The sequence below is a fragment of the Chamaesiphon sp. VAR_48_metabat_403 genome, assembly GCF_031422475.1.
GTDB lineage: Bacteria > Cyanobacteriota > Cyanobacteriia > Cyanobacteriales > Chamaesiphonaceae > Chamaesiphon.
Map to the genome: position 1 here is coordinate 1 of NZ_JANPLS010000131.1, position 3,421 is coordinate 3,421.

The window sequence follows — 3,421 nt, forward strand, 5'->3', positions numbered from 1 at the left end:
GGACATAGTGCTAGTAGTGCAGACAAGCAAACAGGTAGAATATATATCAATCAAACCGATAGCTTAAACCTCGAAGAACTTAGGTACGGACTCAAAAAAGCAATTGCCAATGGCTTGAAAATTGCCATCTTTAATTCTTGCGATGGTTTGGGATTAGCAAAATCTTTAGCTGACTTACAAATTCCGCAAATAATTGTGATGCGGGAACCAGTACCAGATCGCGTCGCTCAGAGTTTTTTGACAGGATTTCTCACCCTCTATGCCCAGGGTAACTCTTTTTATCGATCGGTCCGCGAAGCACGAGAAAAACTCCAAGGATTAGAAGATAAATTTCCCTGCGCCACTTGGCTCCCGACAGTTTACCAACAGGGAACCACTCATCCACCTACCTGGAAACAATTACAGGGAAATATAGATACCAAACAACAGCAAATTAAAATTGCACTCCTCACCAGTTTCGGTACGGCAATTGCGATCGCTGCGATCCGATTTATGGGTATTTTACAACCATTAGAACTAGCGATCTTCGATCTCACCATGCGATCGAGATCGGCAGAAGTTCAAGATGCCCATTTGGTAGTGCTTCAGATTACCAGAGAAGATGTCGAAACCCAACCACAGCGCAACTCATCTCTCTCGAATCAATCCCTCGATAACCTTCTCAAACGTCTGAAAAAATATCCGCCCAAAATTATTGGTATCGATACTTATTTAAATCGAGATATTAAGCCCAAGCATCGTTTTATTAAAGATAATTTAAAACTGGGAAAATTAGTGGCAGTTTGTAAAGTTAGCGATCTCGGATCGACAGAGCGAGAAACTCAACCGCCTGCTGAATCTGAATTATTTGGATTTGGCGATACGCTTGCCGATGCCGATGGTACGATGCGCCGACACTTACTCTCGATGGATGCTCAACCGGGTGCTTGCAGTACACCATACGCCCTCAGTACGATGTTAGCCTATGCATACCTTCAAGATCGCCCTCAACCGATCGAACTCAAAATTCAACCCCAGGGCTTGCAATTAGGTAAAAAGCATTTTAACTGGCTCGATGCGCGCACGGGCGGTTATCAACAATTCGACGATCGCGGCTATCAAATGCTTTTAAATTATCGATCCACCGGATCGATCTCCGATGCAATTCCATCGATTTCATTACAAAAAATCTTAACACTACCCGATCGAGAACTCAAACAACTCGTCGAAAATAAGATCGTCCTGATTGGCACCACAGACAGCCGTTATAAAGATATTGCTAAAACACCCTACGCAGCCCGATCGGACAACCGCTGCCCCGAATATGAGGGATCTCAGTGCATTCCTGGTGTATTCCTCCAGGCACAAATGACTAGTCAACTCGTCAACGCCGCATTAGAAAATCGCCCGTTATTGTGGGCATTCCCATTTTGGGTAGATAGTTCGATAATTTTAATCTGCTCGATCGCTGGTAGTTTACTAGCATGGGTAGTGCGTAATCGCTGGTTGCTAGTCGTTTGGAGTGGCGGAATTGCAATTTTGCTATGTGGTAGCTCGGTGGCATTATTAACAATATCTGGCTATTGGTTTCCGATCGTTCCCGCACTGCTAGGTTTAATAATAACCAGCGGTTATATCCATATAGATCGATCGATCTCCCAGCAAACACAGCAGATTATTCCTAATAACTAATATCTTAATTATCAAACTAATGAAAGACAAATTACCGATCGGAGGCTATCGTGAGTACACATCTCTGGAGAAAAGCGAAATTGGTTTGAATCCCCCTAAATCCCCCTTAAAAAGGGGGACTAAGATCCGGATCTTAGCCCCCTTTTTAAGGGGGTTTGGGGGATTCAGATCTCAAAACGAAGTCCAACAGACTTGTGCATACACCGTATCGATCGGATTGGGGATAATCATGAGCCTGGGTATTGGTATTTCCCTCATCTCCATCCACCAAACTCCGGCAATCGCTCAACAGTTAACGCAAAAGAAAAAAATCCTCCCGCCACCGCCGCCACCATCGCGGGGAGTTCCTGGAAATCGTACCGTTAGTGCTTCGATGAGTGGGAATTGCGACTTAAATTTAATCGCGCTAGCTCCGCAATTTACCGCCACCACGCCAGGTAAAACTACCGAGCGGAGCGTGTGGGGACAAACCATCGCACAACACCCGACATTTTGGTTTTTTATACCCGCAACTTCAACGTCAACGCAACTTGAATTTTCACTCCAAAATTCACAAGAAGAGGATATTTATCGTACCCGCGTTTCGACTCCACAACAACCTGGCATCATTGGCATTCAAATTCCTACCAGTCAGCAATCTTTACAACTCGATCGCAACTATCATTGGACGTTAAAAGCTAAAGTAGCTTGTGGTACATCTACCCCCAATCGAGTATATGTAGATGGATGGGTAACGCGGGTAAATTTACCAGAAGCAACTCAACAAACTAACAGAGATAGTTATGCTCAAAAGGGGATTTGGTATGATGCCGTGACTAGTTTAGCTCGACAGCGATTGACTAAACCAAATGACGTGCGGTTACAGCAAGATTGGATCGAACTATTAGAGTCGGGAAATTTAGAAACAATTATCAAACAGCCTTTACTTAAATTGTGACAGATCTTGGAGAATTGAGTCGATTTAAGTCGGCATAATTAATGCGGATATTCGGAGCGAGTGCAGCTAATACTTGTTTGCCATAAGTGCGGCGATCGATCCGATTGTCGAAAATTGCTACTATTCCTTGAGAAGATCGCATGGGGGCGATCGCGCGATGCAAAATTCGCAAGCCTGTCGGTAATAAATACAATCGAAACCAATCTTGTTTTTGTTGCTTGTAAAAACTCACCTTCGCAGCAACTAAAGGGTCTTCCAGAGAGGGAATCGGTAACGTCGCAATAATCATCAATTGTGGGGTCGGTAAATTGTCTTGATGTTGTTGCCAAAATTCCCAGCCACAGACGAGGATATTTGCCTCATTAAGGTCGGTGCGATCGACTTGAACTCTGGTACCCCATTCGGCGGCGAGAATGGCTGCTAATTGAGCTTTTAGCGGGGTATCTTGAATGAGAATTACGACGAATTGAGGATTCGCTGCGATCGAATGTAATAAATGTTGAATCTCATCGACTAAGACGGGCTGAAATTTACTAGTATTCGGCATCGGCATCCAGCGCGGAATGTAGAGTTTAAACAGATCTTTTTGGCGATCGAGTGAAAATTTTACCGAGGCGATTTCACCCAAGCCTAATTCTTGACGATAGCCGATCGCGTTGGCTCGAAGATCGACAGCACTAGTAATTAAAGTTGCTGGTTGACGGTTCCAGATCGGTGCTAACTTAGCAACTAAATCGGTAGGGGTAATTGCTAGTGTAAATGTGCCGCGAGTGCGATCGATCTCTGCCCATACCAATCGCTCGGATGATGCCG

The 3,421-nt window shown here is 44.5% G+C and carries 3 protein-coding genes; 2 read left to right on the forward strand and 1 reads right to left on the reverse strand.

What is annotated here, in order from left to right; translation table 11 throughout:
• On the forward strand, nt 1-1,671 hold a 1,671-nt coding region (locus RMO79_RS06540; protein ID WP_310482253.1), incomplete at its 5' end, for a CHASE2 domain-containing protein.
• 229 nt (nt 1,672-1,900) lie between these two features.
• Nucleotides 1,901-2,608, forward strand: coding sequence for a DUF928 domain-containing protein (locus tag RMO79_RS06545; protein ID WP_310482254.1), 708 nt, complete (start codon nt 1,901-1,903; stop codon nt 2,606-2,608).
• Here the strand turns inward: RMO79_RS06545 and RMO79_RS06550 are convergent.
• Nucleotides 2,598-3,421, reverse strand: an 824-nt coding sequence (locus RMO79_RS06550; protein ID WP_396136542.1) for a helicase C-terminal domain-containing protein, incomplete at its 5' end; no start/stop codon positions are given. The two genes, RMO79_RS06545 and RMO79_RS06550, sit on opposite strands and share 11 nt — an antisense overlap.

Excerpts from the sequence above, each read along its gene's own strand:
- RMO79_RS06545 (WP_310482254.1), top strand. The coding sequence starts at position 1,901 with ATGAGCCTGGGTATTGGTATTTCCCTCATCTCCATCCACCAAACTCCG.